The sequence below is a fragment of the Rhodopseudomonas palustris genome, from assembly GCF_003226555.1.
GTDB lineage: Bacteria > Pseudomonadota > Alphaproteobacteria > Rhizobiales > Xanthobacteraceae > Rhodopseudomonas > Rhodopseudomonas palustris_I.
This window is the reverse complement of record NZ_QKQS01000023.1, coordinates 876,083-898,289: the sequence shown is the minus strand read 5'-3', so window position 1 is coordinate 898,289 and position 22,207 is coordinate 876,083. Positions and strand designations below refer to the sequence as shown.

The following is a 22,207-nucleotide window of genomic DNA, read 5'->3' as shown; positions in this document are numbered from 1 at the left end:
TGACGATGTCGCCGCATTGCGTTACACTCCGCGACGCGCGCCGAGCGCGTGTCGGTAATCATCGGGCTGATGGCCATTGCTAGATCGCACCTCGCCTGATCCAGATGTCCGCGACGACGAGGACGCGTCCTCGGGTCGCGACCAGACTGCGACCCACGGCCGCCGTTGGCCGCGCCCGTTCGATTGGGTGCGCCGCACCGGACAGTTCTTTTTCACACTCAGTTTCTCCAGCCTGACACGGCGGATTCTGTCGCTCAATCTCGCCGGCCTGCTCGCGCTGTCGACGAGCATTCTGTACCTGTCGCAGTTCCGCGCCGGCCTGATCGACGCCCGCGCCCAGAGCCTGCTGGTGCAGGCCGAAATCATCGCCGGCGCGATCGCAGCCTCGGCAACGGTCGAAACCAACACCATCACCATCGATCCGGACCGGCTGCTCGATCTCAAGCCCGGCGAGAGCTATGGCCCGCCGGACGAATATGCGGTGCTGGACTTCCCGATCAATCCGGAGCGGGTCGCGCCGGTGCTGCGGCGGCTGATCTCGCCGACCAAGACCCGCGCCCGGATCTACGACCGCGACGGCGTGCTGATCCTCGACAGCCGCAGCCTGTACGGCCGCGGCGACGTGATGCGGTTCGAGCTGCCGCCACCCACCGCAGAGAAGCCCGGCATCGTCGAGCGGGCGATGATCGCGATCCGCACCTGGCTCAATCGCGGCGACCTGCCGCTGTATCGGGAGCTCGGGCCGGAGAACGGCAACGGCTATCAGGAGGTCGCGCAGTCGCTCAAAGGCCAGAAGAGCAGCATGGTGCGCATCAACGATCGCGGCGAAGTGATCGTCTCGGTGTCGGTGCCGGTGCAGCGCTTCCGGGCGATCTACGGCTCGCTGATGCTGTCGACCCAGGGCGACGACATCGACCAGATGGTCACCGCCGAGCGGCTGGCAATCCTGAAGATCTTCGGCCTCGCCGCAGCGGTGATGTTCGTGCTGTCGGTGCTGCTGGCCTCGACCATCGCCGGCCCGGTGCGGCGGCTCGCCGACGCGGCCGAACGGGTCCGTCGCCGTATCCGCGCCCGTGTCGAAATCCCCGATTTCACTAAGCGCCGCGACGAGATCGGGCACCTGTCGGGCGCGCTGCGCGACATGACGGACTCGCTGTACAACCGGATCGAGGCGATCGAACGCTTCGCCGCCGACGTGTCGCACGAGCTGAAGAACCCGCTGACGTCGCTGCGCTCGGCGGTCGAGACGCTGCCGCTGGCCAAAACCGACAGCAGCCGGGCGCGACTGCTGAGCGTGATCGAACACGACGTCAAAAGGCTCGACCGATTGATCTCGGACATTTCCGACGCCAGCCGGCTCGACGCCGAATTGCAGCGCCAGGATGCCGCGCAGGTCGATCTGCGACGGCTGCTGACGACGCTGACGCTGGTCGCCAACGAGACCCGGCTCGGGCACAACGCGCTGGTCGAGGTCAAATTCGACGGCCCGGCCGCCGATCAGTTCACGGTGCCGGGCCACGACTCCCGGCTCGGCCAGGTGATTTCCAATCTGTTGTCGAACGCGCAGTCGTTCTCGCGCGAGGGCGGCAAAGTCCGCATCCTGTGCCGTCGCCGCAAGACCGAGATCGAGATCATCGTCGAGGACGAGGGCCCCGGCATCCGCGACGACGCGCTGGAGAAGATCTTCGAGCGCTTCTACACCGACCGGCCGCACCAGGGCTTCGGCCAGAATTCGGGCCTCGGGCTGTCGATCTCCAAGCAGATCGTCGAGGCCCATGGCGGCAAGATCTGGGCCGAGAACCGCGCGGGTCCGCGCGGTAAGGATGGTGAGCCGACCGTGGCCGGCGCCCGCTTCATCGTCCGGCTGCCGGCGACATGACCGAGCCTGCGCCGCGCACCGTCCACGCCTCGGCCGTGAAGGTCGGGGACTTGGCGGTGGTGATTCGCGGCCCCTCCGGATCCGGCAAATCCCGGCTTGCTTGGGCGCTGATCCTGGCCGGCCGGGCCGGCCAGATCCCACGGGCGGAACTTATTGGCGACGACCGTGTCTTTATGGAACCCGACCACGGACGGCTGGTGGTTCGGCGAGTGCCGGAGCTTGCGGGCATGATCGAGATTCGAGGCCTTGGGCTTCGGCAGATCGCCTCGACCGCAGCCGCGGTGGCCGGCCTGGTGGTCGACCTCGCGGCGTCGGATGCGGCGCGAATGCCGGACACGGCATCGCTCCGGACCGAGATCGGCGGCGTCCAATTGCCGCGGGTCCCGATCGGACCCGGCTACGATCCACTACCCTTGGTAGTAGCCGCCCTGACGACAACCTGCGTCACCGATGAGGATGCTTAATTGGAGGTTGGTTGGCAGCGATTTGGTAACTATATCAGCCACACAATCGTCACTGAACGGCCCCGCCGCAGCTCCTCAGCGCCTTGCCTTCGACGGAGAATCGCGAAGACCCCTCTTGCATAGGGGCTCTGGATGGTCAAAGTGACCGGTTCGCGCGGTGCACCAAAGGCACCCGCGAGGAGTTTCCGATGATTGGTCTGGTACTTGTGACCCATGGGCGCCTTGCCGACGAGTTCAAGGCAGCGCTGGAACACGTGATGGGGCCACAACAACAAATCGAAGCCGTCACGATTGGCGCCGAAGACGACGCCGATCTGTGCCGCAGTGACATCATCGAGGCGGTGAACCGCGTCGATAGCGGAGAAGGCGTCGCGATCCTGACCGACATGTTCGGGGGCACGCCGTCCAATCTGGCGATTTCCTGCATGAGCCGGCCGAAAGTCGAAGTGCTCGCGGGCATTAATTTGCCCATGCTGGTGAAGCTCGCCAAGGTCCGCGAAGAACGCTCGCTGCCCGAGGCGATTGCGCTGGCCCAGGAGGCCGGACGCAAATACGTCACCATCGCCAGTCGGGTATTGGCCGGTAAATGACCGTCGACGCGCCTCAGCCAGGTTCTGGACCGGACCAAGCCTCCGGCGTTTCCGGCGACAAGATCTCCCGTGAGATCCCCGTCATCAACAAGCGCGGCCTGCATGCGCGGGCCTCGGCCAAGTTCGTGCAGATGGCCGAGCGCTTCAACGCCGAGGTTTGGGTCACCCGCAATGGCGAGACCGTCGGCGGCACCTCGATCATGGGCCTGATGATGCTGGCGGCCGGGATCGGCACCACCGTCACCGTCTCGGCCAGCGGCCCCGAAGCGCGCCAGGCGCTGGATGCGCTCACCGAGCTGATGGGCTCGAAGTTCGGCGAAGAGGAATAGCCGCCGGCTGCCCGCCCGCTATTTCGCGCTCGTCGCTGTCGGCAGCACCAGGAAGAACACATCGCTGACCCGCCCGCCCGGCTGTCCGAACAGCGGTCGGCTGAGCCACACCTTGCCGCGCAGGATCTGCGGCTGACCGGCGACGATCTGTTCGGCGGTCGCGATGCAGCCCTTGTCCTCCGCCGGACAGACCAGCACCGCGCCGCGCGCCGCCCGCTGCTTCAGCACCGCGAGGTCGGTGGTTTCGAAGCCCAGCGTATCGGTGCGCAGATAGAACGCGGTGTTTTCGGCCAGGACGGTTTCGCCGGCCACCAAGGGGACCGGCTCGTCGCTGTGCCGGCGCCATTCGCCGTCGACATGGTCGGCGAGCAGCGAGGCATATTCGAACGGCCCCGGCGGATCGTTCAGGTGGATCACCAGCGCCACCACCGGCGACAGCGCCAGTGAGCCGAGCGACACCGCGGACGCCACGATCAGCCCGCGCCGCACCGCGTCGCGCCCGCCCGCGATCAGCGGCGAGGCCAGCAGCACGAGCGGCAGCAGCGTGTAGGCCGGCATCGCCCACAGCGGCACGATGCGGATACCGGTCGCCAGCGCCACCGGCATTGGCGCGCCCAGCAGCAACAGCTGGATCAGTAGAATGGTGCGCCGCTGCGGATCGCCCGGCCATGCGATATCGGCCAGCGCCGCGCGCGACGGCCGCAGCACCACCGCCGCGGTGATCAGCGCCACCGCCGCATAGGCCAGCGTGCCGGGCAGATAGGTCAGCGTATCCCGCAAATTGTCGGCCAAGCCGGCCGATTCATGCGCCGCAGCGTAAGCGAAGGTCGGAAAATCGTGGGCGGCAAGCCACCAGACATGCGGCCCGAGCACCACCCCGCCACACAGGATCATCAGCCACGGCGCCGGTGAGGCGAAGAACCGGCCGCGCCGCGGATCGATCAGCGCCGCGAGCCCGAGCGCCACCACCAGCACGATCGACCAGTATTTCCCCAGCATCGAGGCGCCCGCGAACGCCCCCGCGAGCCCCGCCCACAGCGCCGCACGACTTTCCAGCGCGCGCAGGAAGCAATAAATGGTCAGCGCCCACAGCGGCAGCAGCACCGCATTGGCGTTGTATTTCAGGGCGATGAAATTGAAGAACGGGATCAGCGTCAGCAGCGCCAGCCCGAACAGCGACTTCTCGGCGTCCATGTAGCGCCGCATCGTCCGCCAGGCGATGTACAGCGTCAGCGCGATATTGGCGGTCGCCAGCAGATGCACCGACAGATCGGACGCCGGAACCAGCGTGAACCAGGCCCGCGCCACCCAGGCCGAGAACGGCGGGTGCTTGTCGGTGCCGAGCGCCAGATGCCGCGACCAGCCATACAGCTCGGTCTCGTCGGCGTGCAGATCGCGCGGCCAGGTGGCGATGATCCGGTACGCGGTCCAGATCGCCATATAGGCGAGCAACGTCCAGACGACGGTAAGCTCCTGCCGCTTGGGATCGAGCAAGGCATCGAGCCAGCGCGTCAAAGGGGCGAAGGCGCGGCGGGGAGGAGAAGGAGGAGACATCCGGGCCCTGGGCTGGAGGCGTGCGGGGCCGGACATCATCCGCTTCCGCCAGCCGCGTCAAGCGCGGCAAAACCAGCGGTTTTTCGGGAGCTTGCGGCTTCCGTTCGCCTTGCCGGGCCGGAGTCCGGGTGCTATCTCGCGGCCATGACCACCGTCCCCATCGATAACATCCGCAACTTTTCCATCGTCGCCCATATCGACCATGGAAAGTCGACGCTCGCCGACCGGCTGATTCAGATCACCGGCGGCATGTCCGACCGTGAAATGGCCGGCAAGGAGCAGGTGCTCGATTCGATGGACATCGAGCGCGAGCGCGGCATCACCATCAAGGCGCAGACCGTGCGCCTGAAATACCATGCCAAGGACGGCAAGGATTACATCTTCAACCTGATGGACACCCCCGGCCACGTCGACTTCGCCTACGAAGTGTCGCGGTCGCTGGCGGCCTGCGAGGGCTCGCTGCTGGTGGTCGACGCCAGCCAGGGCGTCGAGGCGCAGACGCTCGCCAACGTCTATCACGCGCTCGACGCCGGCCACGAGATCGTGCCGGTGCTCAACAAGGTCGACTTGCCGGCCGCCGAGCCGGAGAAGATCAAGCAGCAGATCGAGGACGTGATCGGGCTCGACGCCTCCGACGCGGTGATGATCTCGGCCAAGACCGGCCTCGGCGTGCCCGACGTGCTGGAGGCGATCGTCACCCGGCTGCCGCCGCCGAAGGGCGACCGCGACGCCACGCTGAAGGCGCTGCTGGTCGATTCCTGGTACGACGTCTATCTCGGCGTCGTGGTGCTGGTGCGCGTGGTCGACGGCGTGCTCAAGAAGGGCCAGCGCATCCGGATGATGGGCACCGGCGCCGCCTACGACGTCGAGCGGGTCGGCTTCTTCACCCCCAAGATGGTCAATGTCGACGAGCTCGGCCCCGGCGAAGTCGGCTTCATCACCGCGGCCATCAAGGAAGTCGCCGACACAAGGGTCGGCGACACCATCACCGACGACAAGAAACCGATCACCGACATGCTGCCGGGCTTCAAGCCGGCGATTCCGGTGGTGTTTTGCGGCCTGTTCCCGGTCGATGCCGACGATTTCGAAACGCTGCGCGCCGCGATGGGCAAGCTGCGGCTGAACGACGCCAGCTTCTCGTTCGAGATGGAGACCTCCGCGGCGCTCGGCTTCGGCTTCCGCTGCGGCTTCCTCGGCCTGCTGCATCTCGAGATCATCCAGGAGCGGCTCAGCCGCGAGTTCGATCTCGACCTGATCGCGACCGCGCCGAGCGTGATCTACAAGATGAAGCTCACCGACGGCACCGAGATGGAGATCCACAATCCGGTCGACATGCCGGACGTGGTCAAGATCGCCGAAATCCAGGAGCCTTGGATCGAAGCCACGATCCTGACGCCCGACGAATATCTCGGCAGCGTGCTCAAGCTGTGCCAGGACCGCCGCGGCAATCAGAAGGAGCTGACCTACGTCGGCGCCCGCGCGATGGTGAAGTACGATCTGCCGCTCAACGAGGTGGTGTTCGACTTCTACGACCGGCTCAAGAGCGTATCGAAGGGCTACGCCTCGTTCGACTATCACCTCACCGACTACAAGCCGGCCGATCTCGTCAAGATGCAGATCCTGGTCAACGCCGAGCCGGTCGACGCGCTGTCGATGCTGGTGCACCGCACGCGCGCCGAAGGCCGTGGCCGCGCCATGGTCGAGAAGATGAAAGAGCTGATTCCGCCGCACATGTTCCAGATCCCGATCCAGGCGGCGATCGGCGGCAAGGTGATCGCCCGCGAAACCGTCCGCGCCCTGCGCAAGGACGTCACCGCCAAATGCTACGGCGGCGACATCACCCGAAAGCGCAAACTTCTGGAGAAGCAGAAGGAGGGCAAGAAGAAGATGCGGCAGTTCGGCAAGGTGGACATTCCGCAAGAGGCGTTCATTGCGGCGTTGAAGGTGGATAGTTGAGGGGACCTAGATCTCCTCGTCATCCTCTTGGCGCTCAGGCGCAGCGAGAATCTCCGTGTCGCCCTCGGCCCATTTGAATGCTGACTTGTTCCGCGCATCGTAGGCTTCGACAATTGTGCTGATCGCTTGTTCGAAGGTCATCAGGGACGAAGGACGTCCGGTGCGAGGCGGCGCGTCCATCACATCGAAGAACCCGGTAACGCCAAAGCTCGCTGGCTCGGCATCATAAAGCCCGATCAATATCCTCTCGAAGAGAGTCGTATCGTCGACCGGCTTCTCGCGACCGGCCCGATAGCGGAAGGTTTGGATCGCCTGTCCGAAGCTCGACGGCGCACTACCCCCGTCATCACAGGCATCGAGCGGAACAAAGATGACCGCACACAGCACCGAATACGGCTGCCGCTCATGGTAGTCTGCAGCTTCGGCCCTCAGCTCGTTGTCGACCCGCGTGTAATTCTTCGTATAGCGTTTGGTCTTGGCGTCGCGAAAATTGATCGTCTTGATCGAGACTCCGAGTCCCAACCCGAGCTCGACCGTCGAGTAATTCACGTCGAGCTTCTTCAGACCTTTGCCGGTTCGTGCTTTGGATTCTTGACCGAGACCGTCCGGGTTCGGCAAGATTCCGTCGAACGATTTTCGAAGGGCGTCCGCAAACCGTTGCGACAGAGCGCGCGAAAGGCTTTCTGCGTAGTTTTTCTTGTCGGTAGCAGAGCCTTTCTCGACGACGCTGCGATCACCGGCCCAATCGAGCTCCCGACGAATCGAATTCTCCGATACGTCGGTCTTGTCCGTCGTGAACCGCCTTGTGGGTGTCTTGGCTTTCGCCATCGGCTACCTCATCAGCGCTTTCAGCCGACGTCGCACTTTGGTCGGCATGCGAACTTCGCATTCCCAGATCGTCACTACTCTGAACCCCAGTGCCCGCAGCAAGCACGTCTTGATCTTGTCCCGCTTTACGTTCGCCGCGAACTTCGCCAACCAGAAATCCCGATTACGGGTCGGCGTGGTCGTTCGACCGCATCCCTGATGACGATGCCAGAAACAGCCGTTGACGAATATCGCCCAATGGTGGGTCTTGTTGGCGAAATCGGGTGAGCCCGGCAGGGACTTGACGTTGCGGCGAAAGCGCAAACCCGATTGACGGAGGATCGCCGCTACCTCGTCTTCCGCCTTGGTACCTGTCTGACGGACGCGCCGCATCAATGCGGAGCGAGCCGGGTCCGTGGGCTTCTCGTAACCCAGCGATGTCATTCCGCGGCGACGAGCAGGCGGCTCGGTTCGACGAACGAGTCGATGGCGCGAACGTGCTCGAGATGATTGCGAACCTTGTCCTTGAAGCCCGGTACGAACCGCAGGCTGCTCTTCTCGATCCGCGACAGAAACCCTGCCGTCGCACGTGCCGACAACAGATTGGGCTCGTGGCGCAGAAAGTCTTCGAGGCGGTCGCGTTTGGCCCATTTCGGAAACTCGGAGATCGACACCGCGCGCCGAACTTTTCCGTCGGACCGCGCAGCTTTCGGCCAGTTCCCCTTCACCACGTCAGCGCCGTCGCGTGACGGATTGTAAGTTCCGGGTTTGACCAGACGCTTTCCGATCCACGCGGCGACCGGCGTGCTCACGGCGTTTCCGACCAGTGACCACCGGAAAGATGCGCGCGCGACCTGTTCCGCGGGCTTCGTCCAATCCGCAGGCAAACCCTGGAGCCGCTCGGCGTCGCGAATGTCGGGCGTGACGATCTCGCCGTTCGTCAGCAAAATCGCCGGCGGCGAAGGGATACCGATCGTGGACCCGTTCTTGAGGGTCGGCACGCAATCCGGTCCCCATCCCAACCCGCGCGTTCCCTCGGTCCAATAGAAGCCGTGGGCGTGGCTCTGCAGATTGGTCTGCAGCTCCGCCGGCTCCGCGTCGTCGACCAAAAGGACATCGGCAGGATCGCCTTCGAGGCTCGCCAAGAAGAACACTCGCGCGCGGCGATGCGGCAAGAAGCTCAGCGAATTCACCACGCGATAGGCCCAGCGATAACCGCGCTGTTCGAATTCGGTGACCAAGCGGGTCATGGCGCTGCCGGCATCGAGGCGCAACATGAAGGAGACGTTTTCCAGCAGCACCCATTTCGGCCGGCTGCGGTCGATCAGCCGGAAGACGTGACTGACCAGACCGGACTTCCGTCCCTTGATGCCCGCCGTCTTTCCCGCCTGACTGAGGTCTTGGCAGGGGAATCCAGCCGTTAGCAGTTCTATGCCCGTCGGCAGCGAACGAAGGTCCGCAACGTCGCCGGCATTTGGTACGCCTGCGAAGCGGCGCTCCAGCACCGCAGCGGCGGGATCCCATATCTCTGAAAGCACAAGGGTCTCATGGCCGGCCCGATGCAATCCGAGCTCCAGCCCCCCAACGCCGGCAAAGAGTCCTGCAATTTTCATGATGCCCTCGCCCGCAATGTTCCCGAATCGTTCGCATTTGGCAAGTTCTGTTTCGGAGCACGCGCTGCTGCTTTTCGCTCGTCCGAGACGGCTGATGCAGAGAACCAAAACGGGGGTACATCCGAGAAACATCCTGCGGGGCCAGGACCCCGACACTGTCCGCATCGATCGCCGAACCACGCTCGTTGCCGCTGTAGGAGACGTGTAGCCCCGGCAGATTGTCGCATCCGCCTTTCGGCGGGGGGTGGTTTGCGTCAGATCACGCTTTCGAGGGCCAAAGCCTCCCATGATGGTCGGATCGCTCCGGCGGTTCTTCCTGCGGCCGGCCGAGAGGTCGGCGCTGACGGGCGGCCGGAGGGGTGAACCTATTAGATGCGCTGACCCGATGCTATGACCGCCTCCCCGCCCCACATCCGCGCCCGGCCGCTCGGCGCCGCGGAGATCGAGCACGCCACGCGGATCGCCGAGCCGGATTTCGACCTGCTCGACGCACTGTATCGCACCGACGATCCGGACGATCAGGCACGGTTGCTGGCGCGTGTGGTGCTGTCGGCGTTCGACAATTACTACGCGGTGTCGCGGCGGATTCCGGCGCTGGCACAGGCGGCGTTCGAGGCACGCGACTGGCCGGTGACGGTGCGGCTGTCGAAGATCCGGATCGGGCTGTACACCGCCTGCATCGACCAGCTCGTGCCGCTGCTCAAAGCCGGGCTACCGGAACTGACCACCGACGAACAACTCTGGCCCGCCGCCGAGGCCGAACTGCTCGCGGCAATCGAAGGCCGCTACGAGGCCGATTTCGCGTTTGCGTTCTGGCAGTCGCTGCGCCGCAAGCTGGTCAGCGACGAATGGCGGCCGGTGTCCTACGACACCGGCACGACCACGCGGCGCATCACTTCGCCCGCCGCGGTGCTGAAGACGACCACCACCACGCTGCCGATCGGCGCAGAGGTGATCGCGCAGATTCTCGGCGATGCCGGCTTCGCGGCGCCGTGGCGCGACCGCGCAGGCGACGCGGCCCTCGCCGCGCAGGCGATCGAGACGGCACTGGAGCCGCTCGGCCCGCGGCCGGGCGAGCCGGTGAAAATCGAGATCGCCGACTCCGGCTTCTTCCGCAATCGCGGCGCCTGCCTGGTCGGCCGGATCAAATTGCGCGATCGCGGCGACATGCCGATGCGCAGCCTGCCGCTGCTGATCGCGCTGCTGAACGAGAAGGACGGGCTGGTCGTCGATGCGGTGCTGACCGACAGCGACGAGCTGCAATATGCGTTCTCATCGACGCTGGCGAACTACCACGCCACCAATCCGCGCTATCACGAGCTCGCCCGGCTGCTGTACGAATTGATGCCGAAGCGACCGCTCGGCACGCAATATTCCTGCATCGGCTTCCATCACCTCGGCAAGGTCGCGGTGATGACCGAGATCCTGGCCGAGCATCGCAAGACCAAGGAGAAGCTCGTTACCGCGCCGGGTTTCAAGGGCACGGTGGCGATCGCCTTCACGATGCCGTCGTCGGCCTATGTGCTGAAGATCATCCGCGACCACCCGACCGACGACTACAAGTTCGATTATTTCGACGGCCTCGACGAGGTGCTGCGCAAATACAATCTGGTGCACGAGATCGACCGCGCCGGCTCGATGCTCGACAACATCATCTACTCGAACGTCAAGCTCGACCGCGCGATGTTCGCACCGGAGCTGCTCGACGAACTGCTGGAAGCCGGGATCGGCACAGTGACGCTGGATCGCGGCGCGTTGGTGTTTCGGCATCTGATCGTCCAGATCAAGCTGACGCCGCTGCCGCTGTATCTGGCCAACGCCTCCGCGGCCGAAGCCCGCGCCGCGGTGGTCAATCTCGGCGACTGCATCAAGAACAATGCCGCGGCCGACATCTTCAACAAGGATCTCGACGGCCGCAATTACGGCGTCAGCCGCATCCGCAAAGTGTATCTGTTCGACTACGACGCGGTGGAGCCGCTGACCGCGGTCACCGTGCGCCGCGACGGCGCCGTTCCCGGCGAGTTCGACAATGGCATGGTGTTCCGGCCGCCGGAGATGCTGGAGGGACTGAGGATCGACGACCCTGGCCTGCGACGCGCCTTCTGCGACGCGCATCCCGAATTGATGCAGGCCGACTATTGGGAAGGCATGCAGCGCGCGCTGCGCGACGGCAAAGTGCCGAAGGTGATGAATTATCCGGCGTCGCGGCGGCTGCGGCGGTAAGCGCGCGCGCCGAGGCCGTCCCGGCCCTTGCCGAACATCGGCGCGGTCTCTACCTGTTCGAGGCTGTTTTTCCGGGACGAGGACGCCGCCATGCTCGATGCCGCCATCAAGGCGCTGACCCAGATTCTGTCGCCGCCGATGCGCTCGATCCTGTGGCGCTCAGTCGGCTTCGCGCTGGCGTTGATCGCCGTGGCAGCAATCGGATTGCAGCGACTGCTGAGCTGGCTGGCGAGCTCCAGCGAACTCTGGGCCGAAGCCACGCTCGGCGGATTCCACACCCCGCTGAACATTCTGTCCTGGGTCATCTCGATCGCTGCCGGGCTCGGTATCGTGGTCGGCGCGGTGTTCCTGATGCCGGCGGTCACCTCGCTGGTCGCCGGCATTTTTGTCGACGATGCCGCCGGGCACGTCGAACGCGAATATTACCCGCATGAGGAGCCCGGTGTCGCGCTGCCGATCGGGCTTGCCACCTGGGAAACGGTGAAGACCGCGCTGCTGACCATCCTGGTGTATCTGGTGGCGCTGCCGTTCCTGTTCGTCGCCGGTGCCGGCGCGATCGTGTTCTTCGTCGCCACCGCCTGGCTGCTCGGCCGGGAATATTTCGAGCTCGCCGCGATGCGCTTCCGGCCCGCGCCGGAAGCCAAGGCGATGCGGCGCGATAACGCCACCACGGTGTTCATCGGCGGTCTGATCATCGCCGCCTTCGTGTCGATCCCGATCGTCAATCTGGCGACGCCGCTGTTCGGCATGGCCTTCATGGTGCATCTGCACAAGCGGCTGTCCGGATCGCGGCCGGAAGTGCTGGCGCCGGACCGACGCAGCATGCTGCGCTGAGCTGCGCGCAGACGCGTCGGCCTTATTCGCTGCGTGGCGCGTTCCCGAGCTTGCGGCGAACCGCGGACGACACCTCTTGCACCGCGCCGCCGACGATCATCATCAGAAAATTCGCAAGGTGAGACATCTTCATCGCTGAGCACTCCTGTGGGACCACGACGTCGTGCGGGTCACCGAACGTCCTAACGGCTGAACCCGCACCAGATCGCGACGTTCCAAGCTGCGATGAAGTATCAATTAGTTTGCGTGCGACGGATACACGAAAGAACCCGAGTTACGGCATCCATCGAATCGACGTCGGCTGCACCTGACACACCGCGTCAATGTTGCACGACGCCTGCGTGAATAGTTGCCGACTGTCGTGCAGCCTTGACGAATGCACTGTCAACCGCGCGGCGCTGGCGGTGGAGTTATTAGTTGCGGCACCCCGAAAATACGCGACACATCTGCACTAATTACCTTTCTGCGGCTATAAAGCGTGAAAGTGATTCGCCGAAGGAACTCTCCGGAGAGTCGGCATTTGTCAGGATGCGCCGCGATTTTCCCGGCGCCATGGAGACGATCAGCTTTGGTCCCTCATCCGGCGCACCATCCACTTCACGCCTCGTCAACCACGGCGACCGCGACACCGCCGTCACATCCCAAGCCTGACTGGGAGCGCGACGGCCATGACTGGCCGCACCGGGCGAGCAGCCGCTTCGTAGAGGCAGCCGGCTTGCGCTGGCATGTCCAGCAGATGGGCCGCGGCCCCGTCGTGCTACTACTTCACGGCACCGGCGCGGCGACGCATTCGTGGCGCGACCTGGCGCCACTGCTCGCCGAGCACTTCACGGTGGTCGCACCCGACCTGCCCGGCCACGGCTTCACCGCAACGCCCGAGCGCGCGCGGATGTCGCTCGATGGGATGGCTTCGGATCTCGCCGCACTGCTACACACGCTGGGGCACCATCCGGTGCTGGTGAGCGGGCATTCGGCCGGAGCCGCCGTGCTGGTGCGGATGTGTCTCGACGGCGGCATCACGCCCGCCGGCATCGTCAGCCTCAACGGCGCGCTGCTGCCGATCGGCGGACGTGCCGGGCGTTGGATGCTGCCGCTGGCGCGCCTTCTAGCGGGCAGCAAAATGGTGCCGCGGCTGATGGCGCGATTCGCCCGCACGCCGGCGATGGTGGAGCGGATGATCGTCGACACCGGATCGTCGCTCGATCCGCATGGCATCGAGCTGTATCGCCGGCTGGTATGCAGTCCGGGCCATGTTGCAGCAGCGCTGACCATGATGGCGGGCTGGCAGCTGGAGCGGCTCGCCGCCGAGCTTCCGCAGCTCGGGCCGCGCCTGCTGCTGATCGCCGGCAGCAACGACAAGACGATCGCATCGACCGATGCCGAGCGGGTTCAGACAATGGTCCCCGGCTCCCGCACCGTGATCATGCCCGGGCTCGGCCATCTCGCCCACGAGGAACGCCCTGAGGACGTCGCCGGCCTGATCGTCGAGTTCGCCCGCGAGCGCGGCGTGCTGCCGCCGGCACTCGCCGCGGCAGAGTGACGCCGACGGCCACAGCCGCCGCAGCGTCGCCAAACTGACGCAGTCCTGCGCTCAGAGTCGATTCCGACCATTTCAAGCCCCATGCCCAACGCCGCGGTGAAGCCGCGGCGTTGCCACAGGAGATGTCGATGCCGCTGTCACCCCGGTCCGCCGTGACCGCCTGTATGTTGATCGCAGCGCTGGCGCTGCCGCAGCTCGGAACGCCCGGCGCTATTGCCCAAGAGGCGCGACCCACGGCCCCGCATGCCGATCATGTCAAATCAGGTGCTGAGCACGACAAGGCCGCGAACAAGGTCGACGCTTCGCCGGCTCGCGCCGAGCTCAACAGCCTGCCAGCCGACGTCACCACCCATCACAGTCTGGCCCTGCCCGGCCGCACTCTGGCATTCACCGCCACCGCCGGCTCGATCCGGCTCTACAATGGCAAGGGCGAGCCGCAGGCCGACATTGCCGTAACCGCCTACAAGCTCGACGGCGCCGATCCGCGCACCCGGCCGGTAACGTTCCTGTTCAACGGCGGCCCGGGGGCATCCTCAGCCTGGCTGCAGCTTGGCGCCGCCGGGCCGTGGCGGCTGCCGATCGGCGACAGCGTGGTGGCGTCTTCACCGCCGGTGCTGCAGGCCAATGCCGAGACCTGGCTCGACTTCACCGACCTGGTGTTCATCGATCCGGTCGGCACCGGCTACAGCCGTTTCGCCGCCAGTGGCGACGAGGTGCGCAAGCATTTCTATTCGGTCGACGGTGACGTCTCGGCGATGGCGGTGGTGATCCGGCGCTGGCTTGAAAAGAACGACCGCCTCACCTCGCCAAAGTATCTCGCGGGTGAAAGCTATGGCGGCATCCGCGGGCCGAAGGTCGCGGACAATCTGCAGACCAAGCAGGGCATTGGCGTCAACGGCCTGATCCTGGTCTCGCCGGTGCTCGATTTTCACGACCTGTCCGGCTCCAGCCTGCTGCAGTATGCGGCGCGACTGCCGTCAATGGCCGCGGTCGCACGGCAGCAGAAGGGCAAGGTGACCCGCGCCGATCTCGCCGACGTCGAAAGCTACGCGCGCAGCGAATTTCTCACCGATCTGGTCAAAGGCGAAAACGACAAGGAGGCGACCACGCGGCTCTCCGACCGCGTCGCCGCGCTGACCGGGATCGACAAGACCGTGAGTAGGCGACTGGCTGGGCGGTTCGACACCCGCGAATTCCAGCGCGAATTCGATCGCGAACATGGCCGCGTCACCGGTCGGTTCGACGGCGCCAAGCTGGGTCTCGATCCGTTCCCGGATTCCAGCTCCTCGCATTTCGGCGACCCGTCGGCGGATTCGCTGATCGCACCGCTGACCAGTGCCGCCGTGCAGCTGACCCGCTCGAAGCTGAATTGGAAACCCGACGGTTCGTATGAGCTGCTGAACGGATCGGTCGCCGAACAATGGGATTTCGGCCGCGGCCGGCACCCGCTGGAATCGACCACCCAGCTGCGCGAGATTCTCAGCGTCGATCCGACCCTGCAGGTGCTGGTCTCCGGCGGGTTGTTCGACCTCGCCGCGCCGTATTACGGCACCCAGATCGTGCTCGATCAGTTGCCGCCGACCCTGACGGACAAGCGGGTGAAGTTCGTCGTCTATCCCGGCGGCCACATGTTCTACGCCGACGACGCATCGCGACAAGCGCTGCGCGACGAAGTGAAGGCGATGATGAAGTAGTTCGACATTAGCCGCGTCATTGCGAGGAGCAAAGCGACGAAGCAATCCATGTCACGCTTCGCGGCCTCTGGATTGCTTCGCTTCGCTCGCAATGACGGACGGGTTTCGGACGAAGGACAGTCCGAACTAACTCACCGTCTTCTCCGGCCAGCGGCACAGATCGTTGATCAGGCAGACCTCGCAGCGCGGCTTGCGGGCGAGACACGTGTAGCGGCCGTGCAGGATCAGCCAATGGTGGGCGTGCTGCATGAACTCGGCCGGGATCACCCGTTCAAGTTCGAGCTCGACCGCGAGCGGCGTCTCGCCCGGCGCCAGACCGGTGCGATTACCAACCCGGAATACATGGGTGTCGACCGCCATGGTCGGCTGGCCGAACGCCATGTTCAGCACGACGTTGGCGGTCTTTCGCCCGGCGCCGGGCAGTGTCTCGAGTGCCTCGCGGGTGTTCGGCACCTCACCGCCAAAGTCGGTGATCAGCTTTTGCGACAGCGCAATCACGTTCTTGGCCTTGGTGCGAAAAAGGCCGATGGTCTTGATGTACTCACGCACGCGCTCCTCGCCGAGCGCCAACATTTTCTGCGGCGTGTCGGCGACCGCGAATAGCGGCCGCGTCGCCTTGTTGACGCCGGCGTCGGTCGCCTGCGCCGACAGCACCACCGCAACCAGCAGTGTGAACGGATTGAGGTGTTCAAGCTCGCCTTTCGGCTCCGGGTTCGCCTTGGCCAAACGACTGAAAGCTTCGCGGACTTCCGCCTCGCTCCAGCGCCGCGGGGATTTGACGCGGCGCGGCGGCGCCAGCTTGGCCGACGCTGATTTCGGCTTGGCGGTGGTGGAGCGCTTGGCAGGTTTGGCAGGGGGCGTCGCAGGCAACCTGGCAGGCGATTTGGCGGCCGGCTTGGCTGGGCGGCGGGTGGTTTTCGGCATGGGCGAGGTATAATATTCCGCAATGGCGACAGAGCCCGATCTTGGTCCGGATTCGACCGAGCCGAAACTGTTTTCGGCACGGCTGAGGCCGCATCGTGCCTTGAGTCACAACGGATTTCTGATCCTGATCGGGTTGGTCGGCTCGGCCAGCTTCGCGGCCGGTCTGGCGTTCTGGATGATGGGGGCCTGGCCGGTGTTCGGGTTCTTCGGGCTGGACGTGCTGGCGCTCGCGGTCGCGTTCAAGGTGAGCTTCGCCCGCGCCCGGGAAAGCGAAGAGATCTCGATGACCTGCAGCCAACTGAGGGTCCGGCGGACCTCGGCGCGGGGCGAGGTGGCCGAATGGGTGGCGAACCCGCTGTGGGTGCGGTTGGAGAAGAAAGTCCACCACGAGGCCGGCATCGAGCGGCTGTATCTGGTCTCCTCCGGCCGCCGGCTGGCGATCGCCAGCTTCCTCGGTGCGGAAGAAAAGGCGAGCTTCGCCAATGCACTGCTGGCGGCGCTCGATACCGCGCGGCGGGGGCCGCTGTACCAGCCCTGAGAGCCAGGAAATCGGGTGGCGTCGCGCCTGGCGACGGGTAACATCGGCGGTATGATGAACCTCGCCCTTGCCGACCATCACCTCGTCAAACCCGGCGCCCGCGATTCCGCGCTGGCGGATTACGACTGCGTGCGGCGCGCCATCGCCTTCATCTCGCAGAAATGGAAGGCGCAGCCGACCATCGAGGCGATCGCCGACGCCGCCGGCCTGACGCCCGACGAGCTGCACCATCTGTTCCGGCGGTGGGCCGGGCTGACGCCGAAGGCGTTCATGCAGGCGCTGACGCTCGACCACGCCAAATCGCTGCTGCGCGATTCCGCCAGCGTGCTCGACGCCGCGCTGGCATCCGGACTGTCCGGGCCGGGCCGGCTGCACGATCTGTTCGTGACCCACGAGGCGATGTCACCGGGTGAATGGAAAAGCGGCGGCGCCGGGCTCGGCCTGCGCTACGGCTTCCATCCGTCGCCGTTCGGCACCGCGGTGATCATCGCGTCCGACCGCGGCCTCGCCGGTCTCGCCTTCGCCGATCCCGGCGAGGAGCAGGCGGCGCTGGTCGACCTGCAACAGCGCTGGCCGCGCGCGGTTTGCGTGCCGGATCAGGACACCACCGCACCGCTGGCGCAGCGGATCTTCGATCCGGCGCACTGGTGCCCAGAACAGCCGCTGCGAGTGGTGCTAATAGGCACCGATTTCGAAGTCCGCGTCTGGGAAACGCTGCTGAAGATCCCGCTCGGCAAGGCCGTATGCTACTCGGACATCGCCGCCAAAATCAGCCTGCCGAAAGCATCACGCGCGGTCGGCGCTGCGGTCGGCAAGAACCCGATCTCGTTCGTGGTCCCGTGCCACCGCGCGCTCGGCAAAGGAGGCGCACTCACCGGCTATCACTGGGGCCTGACGCGCAAGCAGGCGATGATCGGCTGGGAAGCCGGACGCCTCGGGGCCGAGTGAGCCGCAGGCCGAACCCGATTGACGGGGGCGGGTCGCGACCATAGGTGTGAGGTGCGCTCAGGCGCCCCCACATCCAGGAAAGTCGTTGCCATGCAGTCCCGTCGCCCCGTTATGCTCGTGATTCTCGATGGTTGGGGGTGGCGCGAGGACCCGGCCGACAATGCCGTGCTGCAGGCCAAAACGCCGACCTTCGACGCGCTGTGGAGCAAGGGGCCGCACGCTTTCCTGCGCACCTCCGGCAAATCGGTCGGGCTGCCGAACGGCCAGATGGGCAACTCCGAGGTCGGCCATCTCAACATCGGTGCCGGCCGCGTGGTGATGCAGGATCTGCCGCGAATCAGCGACGCCATCGCCAACGGCGAGATCGAGCGGGCGCCGGGCCTGATGGCATTCATTGAGAAATTGAAGGCCAGCGGCGGCACCTGCCACCTGATGGGCCTGGTGTCGCCCGGCGGCGTGCATTCGCACCAGGACCACGCCTGCGCGCTGGCCAGAATCCTGACCAAGGCCGGCGTGCCTACGGTGTTGCACGCCTTCACCGACGGCCGGGATACGCCGCCGAAATCCGCGGTCGACGACATCGTGCGGCTCCGCGCCGACCTGCCGGTGAATGTGCCGATCGCCACCGTCAGTGGCCGCTATTATGCGATGGACCGCGACAACCGCTGGGAGCGCGTGTCCAAGGCCTATGGGGTGATCGCCGATGCTGACGGACCGCGTTTTGCGGACGCGGGCGCGGTGATTGCCGACGGCTATGCGGGCGGGGTGAACGACGAATTCATCGTGCCCGCGGTGGTCGGCGACTATCAGGGTATGCGCGACGGCGATGGCGTGCTGTGCTTCAACTTCCGCGCCGACCGGGTGCGTGAGATCCTTGCCGCCTTGCTTGATCCCGCGTTCGCAGGCTTTCCGCGCAAACAGGTGAAGCAGATCGCGGCCGCCGCCGGCATGACGCAGTACTCGACCGCGCTCGACGCGCTGATGGGCACGATCTTCCCGCCGCAAAGCCTGGTGAACGGCCTCGGCCAGGTGGTCGCCGACGCCGGCCTGCATCAGCTCCGGATGGCAGAGACGGAGAAATATCCGCACGTCACTTACTTCCTGAATGGCGGCGAGGAAGTGCCTTATCCGGGCGAAGACCGCATCATGGTGCCGTCGCCGAAGGTGGCGACATACGATCTGCAGCCGGAAATGTCGGCGCCCGAGCTCGGCGACAAAGCCGTCGCGGCGATCGAATCCGGCAAGTACGACCTGATCGTGCTCAACTTCGCCAATCCGGACATGGTCGGCCATACCGGCAGCCTGCCGGCTGCGATCAAGGCGGTGGAGACGGTCGACACCCAGCTCGGCCGCATCGTCGCGGCGATCCGCAAGGCCGGCGGCGCGCTGCTGGTCACGGCCGACCACGGCAATTGCGAGATGATGCGCGATCCGGAGACCGGCGGCCCGCACACTGCGCACACCACCAATCCGGTGCCGGTGCTGTTGGTCGGCGACGACGGCCCGCTGTCCGACGGACAGCTGTCCGATCTCGCCCCATCGCTGCTCAAGCTGATGGAGCTGCCACAGCCGGCCGAGATGACCGGCAAATCGCTGATTGGTTAAAGCGCTTTCAATCGAGTCAGGTTGCCGGGGCCAGCACCCCCGGCAACGCCCACAAGCTGATCGACCCGAGCGTCAGATATCGCCGAGGCCGAGGACGTCGGCCATCGAGTACAGGCCGGGCTTCTGGCCCTTGGCCCAGCGTGCTGCGGTCAGCGCGCCGTGGGCGAAGATCATGCGATCCTCGGCCTTGTGGGTGAGTTCGATCCGCTCCGAGGCGCCGGCGAAGATCACGGTGTGATCGCCGGTGACGGTACCGCCGCGCAGCGACGCAAAGCCGATATCGCCTGGCTTGCGAGCGCCGGTGAAACCGTCGCGGCCCCGCGCCGAATGGGTGGCGAGATCGACCTTGCGGCCGGCCGCCACCGCTTCGCCGAGCAGCAGCGCGGTGCCGGACGGCGCATCGACCTTGGCGCGGTGATGCATCTCGACGATCTCGATGTCAAAGCTGTCGTCGAGTGACTGGGCCACGCGCTTGGCGATCGCGGCCAGCAGATTGACGCCGAGGCTCATATTCCCGGACTTCACCACCACCGCGCGATTGGTGACGCTTTGGATCACGGCGTTGTCGGAGGCCGACAGCCCGGTGGTGCCGATGATGTGGGCAATGCCGCGTTGCGCTGCAATCGCCACATTGGCGATGGTGGCCTGCGGAACGGTGAAATCGACGATGCCATCGGCATTGGCCGACAGTGACCACAGATCGGCCGACAGCAGAACGCCGTTGGCCGGCAGGCCGGCGAGGGTGCCGGCATCCTGACCGAGCAGCTCGGAGTTCGGCGATTCCAGGGCGCCAGCCAGCACCAAGCCTTCGGTCTCGCTGATGGCGCGGGTCAGCGCCCGGCCCATGCGGCCGCCGGCTCCAGCAACAATCAAGCGCATATCGGACATCGGCTGAGCATCCTTGTTCAATGCCGCGGTATAGCCGCCGGCCCCGCGTCCAGCAACTTACCGAGTGCTCCGGTGGTGGCGTTTCGTCCAAAAATCAGGACGGCTGCGGCCCGTCATAACCCTCGATAATCACCAGTTCGCCCTGCGCGAATGGTGACCGCGCCTTGATCAACGCCTGATACTCCGGCGAGTGATAGCAGGCGAGCGCGGTGTCGTAGTCCTTGAACTCGATCACCACGTTGCGCGACCGCGCCGGCCCTTCATTGGCCTCGAAAGTGCCGCCGCGCACCAGGAACTTGGCACCGTATTTGGCGAACACCGCGCCATTATGGGCGACGTAGTCGCGCTTGTAGCCATCGAGGTCGTGCACGTCCATCCGCGCCACCCAGTAGCCTTTGGGCATCTCTAAGCTCTCCCTTTGTTGTTTGTTATGAGCCGCGCGCGGCGGTGATCTCGGCAACGATCGCATCCGCAGCGGCCTTCGGATCGGGTGCCTCCAGCACCGGCCGGCCGACCACCAGATAGCTGGCGCCGGCGGTGATCGCCTTGGCGGGCGTCATGATCCGCTTCTGATCGCCGGCCGCAGCACCGGCGGGGCGAATGCCCGGCGTTACCAGATCCATTTCGGGCCCGACGATGCCGCGCAGATGCACCGCTTCCTCCGGCGAACACACCAGCCCATCGACGCCGATCGCCTGCGCCTGCCGGGCGCGTGCCTCGACCAGGTCGCGCACGCCGAAGCGATAGCCAGCGTCCGCAAGATCGCGATCGTCGTACGAGGTCAGCACGGTGACGGCGAGGATCTTCACCTTGGAGGAGCGGCGCGCCTCGACCGCGGCTTTCATGGTCTGCGGATAGGCGTGAACAGTGAGGAAGCTGGCGCCGAGATGGCTCAGGCTTTCGACGCCGCGGGCGACGGTGTTGCCGATGTCGTGCAGCTTGAGATCGACGAACACCTTCTTGCCGGCGCCGACCAAAGCGCGGGCCAGCGGCAGGCCACCCGCATAGGCAAGCTGATAGCCGATCTTGTAGAAACCGACGCTGTCGCCGAGCCGGTCGACCATCGCTTCTGCGACACGGAGATCTGGCAGATCGAGCGCGACGATCAACCGGTCGCGGTCAGGGGTGTCGGCGGTCGCCATGAAGTCGTTACCTCATCATCTGCTGGGCGAAATCGATCAGTTGCCGCACCATCGCCTGCAGGGCGGCGATGTCGGCGGGATGCTTGAGCCGGTCGTTATCGTCATAGGCCTCGTGAGCGAACGACAGGGCGACCTGATTGGGAGTCACGGGCGCGCGGCAGCCGCTCAGGATCAGGCGCAGCGAGGCGAGGCAGCGCGTACCGCCGAGCTTGCCTTCGGACGCCGCGGCCAGCGCAAAAGCGCGGTCGCGAAACACCTGGCCCTGGGTCTCGTGCGGATCTTCGACCCGCGACACCCAGTCGATGGCATTCTTGAGCAGCGGCGGCGGGGCCGAATTGTATTCGGGGCTGACGATCAGCACGCCATGATGGGCGCCGATCATCCGCTTCAGGCCGACGGCGTTCTTCGGCACGCCAGACTTGGCTTCGAAGTCGGCGTCGTAGATCGGCAGCACATAGTCGGCGAGCGACAGCCAAGTGGTGTCGATATCGGCGCGGGCGAACTCGTGCGCAGCTGCGGCCGCCAGCCGCACATTGTGCGAGCCGGTGCGCAACGAGCCGGGAATGATCAGGATCTTGACCGCGGACATGGTTCGGTATCCCCCAGCGTGCCGCCGCGATCAAGGCCGCATCGGATGATCTCGGACCAGATCCTGTCAGGGAATTGGAGGAGAGGGCGC

General features: G+C 65.5%; 21 protein-coding genes. 12 read left to right on the top strand and 9 right to left on the bottom strand.

Going from position 1 to position 22,207, the window contains the following annotated elements:
• Window positions 1–76 precede the first annotated feature (76 nt).
• From DNX69_RS16695 to DNX69_RS16680, 4 genes are all read left to right on the top strand, one after another.
• The gene (locus DNX69_RS16695; protein ID WP_110787066.1) at window positions 77–1,879 is read left to right on the top strand and encodes a sensor histidine kinase; all 1,803 of its coding nucleotides are present in this window, start codon (window positions 77–79) and stop codon (window positions 1,877–1,879) included.
• Window positions 1,876–2,343 carry an HPr kinase/phosphorylase gene (locus DNX69_RS16690; RefSeq protein ID WP_110787065.1) on the top strand — a complete coding sequence of 156 codons (468 nt, stop codon included), beginning with the start codon at window positions 1,876–1,878 and terminating at the stop codon, window positions 2,341–2,343. The genes DNX69_RS16695 and DNX69_RS16690 overlap by 4 nt, the downstream gene beginning before the upstream one ends.
• Before the next feature lie 188 nt (window positions 2,344–2,531).
• Complete coding sequence (locus DNX69_RS16685) at window positions 2,532–2,933, top strand: PTS sugar transporter subunit IIA (protein WP_011155923.1); 402 nt, start codon at window positions 2,532–2,534, stop codon at window positions 2,931–2,933.
• Window positions 2,930–3,262, top strand: coding sequence for an HPr family phosphocarrier protein (locus tag DNX69_RS16680; protein ID WP_110787064.1), 333 nt, complete (start codon window positions 2,930–2,932; stop codon window positions 3,260–3,262). The genes DNX69_RS16685 and DNX69_RS16680 overlap by 4 nt, the downstream gene beginning before the upstream one ends.
• Before the next feature lie 18 nt (window positions 3,263–3,280).
• Here the strand turns inward: DNX69_RS16680 and DNX69_RS16675 are convergent, their stop codons facing one another.
• Window positions 3,281–4,816 carry a glycosyltransferase family 39 protein gene (locus tag DNX69_RS16675; protein WP_110787063.1) on the bottom strand — a complete coding sequence of 512 codons (1,536 nt, stop codon included), beginning with the start codon at window positions 4,814–4,816 and terminating at the stop codon, window positions 3,281–3,283.
• A gap of 144 nt (window positions 4,817–4,960) precedes the next feature.
• On the opposite strand from DNX69_RS16675, the gene lepA reads away from it, so the two are divergent.
• Window positions 4,961–6,772 carry a translation elongation factor 4 gene (gene lepA, locus DNX69_RS16670; protein WP_110787062.1) on the top strand — a complete coding sequence of 604 codons (1,812 nt, stop codon included), beginning with the start codon at window positions 4,961–4,963 and terminating at the stop codon, window positions 6,770–6,772.
• 6 nt (window positions 6,773–6,778) lie between these two features.
• On the opposite strand, the gene DNX69_RS16665 is transcribed toward lepA, so the two are convergent.
• Genes DNX69_RS16665 through DNX69_RS16655 form a run of 3 tightly spaced genes read right to left on the bottom strand, consistent with a single transcriptional unit; the run spans window position 6,779 to window position 9,192 of the window.
• The gene (locus DNX69_RS16665) at window positions 6,779–7,600 is read right to left on the bottom strand and encodes a hypothetical protein (RefSeq protein ID WP_110787061.1); all 822 of its coding nucleotides are present in this window, start codon (window positions 7,598–7,600) and stop codon (window positions 6,779–6,781) included.
• A 3-nt stretch (window positions 7,601–7,603) separates the two neighbouring features.
• Complete coding sequence (locus tag DNX69_RS16660; protein ID WP_110787060.1) at window positions 7,604–8,023, bottom strand: very short patch repair endonuclease; 420 nt, start codon at window positions 8,021–8,023, stop codon at window positions 7,604–7,606.
• Entirely contained in the window at window positions 8,020–9,192 is a 1,173-nt protein-coding gene (locus DNX69_RS16655; protein ID WP_110787059.1) for a DNA cytosine methyltransferase, read from the bottom strand. Before DNX69_RS16655 ends, DNX69_RS16660 begins: the two co-directional genes overlap by 4 nt.
• A 390-nt stretch (window positions 9,193–9,582) precedes the next feature.
• Here DNX69_RS16655 and aceK point away from each other — a divergent pair, with 390 nt between their 5' ends.
• From aceK to DNX69_RS16635, 4 genes are all read left to right on the top strand, one after another.
• A complete protein-coding gene (aceK, locus tag DNX69_RS16650; protein WP_110787058.1) occupies window positions 9,583–11,415 on the top strand; it encodes a bifunctional isocitrate dehydrogenase kinase/phosphatase in 1,833 nt (610 codons plus the stop codon).
• A 90-nt stretch (window positions 11,416–11,505) separates the two neighbouring features.
• Window positions 11,506–12,249, top strand: coding sequence for a sulfate transporter family protein (locus DNX69_RS16645; protein ID WP_110787057.1), 744 nt, complete (start codon window positions 11,506–11,508; stop codon window positions 12,247–12,249).
• 568 nt (window positions 12,250–12,817) lie between these two features.
• Entirely contained in the window at window positions 12,818–13,789 is a 972-nt protein-coding gene (gene bchO, locus DNX69_RS16640) for an alpha/beta fold hydrolase BchO (protein ID WP_110787056.1), read from the top strand.
• A 128-nt stretch (window positions 13,790–13,917) separates the two neighbouring features.
• Window positions 13,918–15,483, top strand: coding sequence for a S10 family peptidase (locus tag DNX69_RS16635; protein ID WP_110787662.1), 1,566 nt, complete (start codon window positions 13,918–13,920; stop codon window positions 15,481–15,483).
• 126 nt (window positions 15,484–15,609) lie between these two features.
• Here DNX69_RS16635 and nth read toward each other — a convergent pair whose 3' ends face one another.
• On the bottom strand, window positions 15,610–16,407 hold the full coding sequence (gene nth, locus DNX69_RS16630; protein WP_110787055.1) for an endonuclease III: 798 nt from the start codon (window positions 16,405–16,407) through the stop codon (window positions 15,610–15,612).
• 22 nt (window positions 16,408–16,429) lie between these two features.
• Between nth and DNX69_RS16625 the strand changes: the two genes are divergently transcribed.
• From DNX69_RS16625 to gpmI, 3 genes are all read left to right on the top strand, one after another.
• Window positions 16,430–16,945, top strand: coding sequence for a DUF2244 domain-containing protein (locus DNX69_RS16625; RefSeq protein ID WP_110787054.1), 516 nt, complete (start codon window positions 16,430–16,432; stop codon window positions 16,943–16,945).
• Between the two features lie 51 nt (window positions 16,946–16,996).
• A complete protein-coding gene (locus tag DNX69_RS16620) occupies window positions 16,997–17,893 on the top strand; it encodes a methylated-DNA--[protein]-cysteine S-methyltransferase (RefSeq protein ID WP_110787661.1) in 897 nt (298 codons plus the stop codon).
• 90 nt (window positions 17,894–17,983) lie between these two features.
• Window positions 17,984–19,498 carry a 2,3-bisphosphoglycerate-independent phosphoglycerate mutase gene (gene gpmI, locus DNX69_RS16615; protein WP_110787053.1) on the top strand — a complete coding sequence of 505 codons (1,515 nt, stop codon included), beginning with the start codon at window positions 17,984–17,986 and terminating at the stop codon, window positions 19,496–19,498.
• Between the two features lie 72 nt (window positions 19,499–19,570).
• Here the strand turns inward: gpmI and dapB are convergent, their stop codons facing one another.
• From dapB to DNX69_RS16595, 4 genes are all read right to left on the bottom strand, one after another.
• Window positions 19,571–20,386: a 4-hydroxy-tetrahydrodipicolinate reductase gene (gene dapB / locus DNX69_RS16610; protein ID WP_110787052.1), complete on the bottom strand. Its 816-nt coding sequence runs from the start codon at window positions 20,384–20,386 to the stop codon at window positions 19,571–19,573.
• Window positions 20,387–20,480: 94 nt separating this feature from the next.
• Complete coding sequence (locus DNX69_RS16605; RefSeq protein ID WP_110787051.1) at window positions 20,481–20,789, bottom strand: DUF1330 domain-containing protein; 309 nt, start codon at window positions 20,787–20,789, stop codon at window positions 20,481–20,483.
• 25 nt (window positions 20,790–20,814) lie between these two features.
• Entirely contained in the window at window positions 20,815–21,528 is a 714-nt protein-coding gene (gene pyrF / locus DNX69_RS16600) for an orotidine-5'-phosphate decarboxylase (protein ID WP_110787050.1), read from the bottom strand.
• A 7-nt stretch (window positions 21,529–21,535) separates the two neighbouring features.
• Window positions 21,536–22,117: an NADPH-dependent FMN reductase gene (locus DNX69_RS16595; protein ID WP_110787049.1), complete on the bottom strand. Its 582-nt coding sequence runs from the start codon at window positions 22,115–22,117 to the stop codon at window positions 21,536–21,538.
• Window positions 22,118–22,207 lie beyond the last annotated feature (90 nt).